Genomic DNA, 469 nt, shown 5'->3' with positions numbered 1-469 from the left:
AGTGATGCTAAGGGTCAAGTATCGGTCTTCGGGCCCGGAGTAGTGATGGGGCTCGTCTGCCAGCTTGGAACCGTACCGGCGCCTAACTTGGATGACCGAAGTTCCAACGCGAACCCCATCTTGCGTGGTGATCTTGCTCGAACGTACGTCGATGCGCCGCAGCCGGCCGTCCTCAAACATGAAGTACGTGTCTGGGAAGCGCTTGGACTCGAGAAAGAAGCACCCGCGATCCTCTGGATCTGAGGGCTCTGAAGCCAACTCGTGCAGCGCGCTACCGTATTGTGCGACTGTCATGCCGAATCGGACTGGGCCGAGGCCATGTGCAGTGACGATATTGGTGCTCCCGACTGCGAGGGCGGTCCCTGCGTGAGAAAGCAGTGCGAGTGCGGCGAGAGAGATCAGGCGTTGCAAGTTGCCGCCTAACGATTGCGTTCAGCCGCGCCGTTAGGCGTCGGCTGGAACTGCAGGT

1 protein-coding gene is annotated in these 469 nt (G+C 60.1%); it reads left to right on the top strand.

The window, feature by feature from the left end:
* Positions 1 to 243 (top strand): hypothetical protein (locus B0W88_RS35065; protein ID WP_233151929.1); only part of this gene is annotated, 243 nt, incomplete at its 5' end.
* Positions 244 to 469 lie beyond the last annotated feature (226 nt).

Origin of the sequence: Pelomonas sp. KK5 (assembly GCF_001984095.1) — a bacterium.
Lineage (GTDB): Bacteria > Pseudomonadota > Gammaproteobacteria > Burkholderiales > Burkholderiaceae_C > KK5.
The sequence above is the reverse complement of the archived record's forward strand: the minus strand, read 5'-3'. Positions and strand labels throughout refer to the sequence as shown.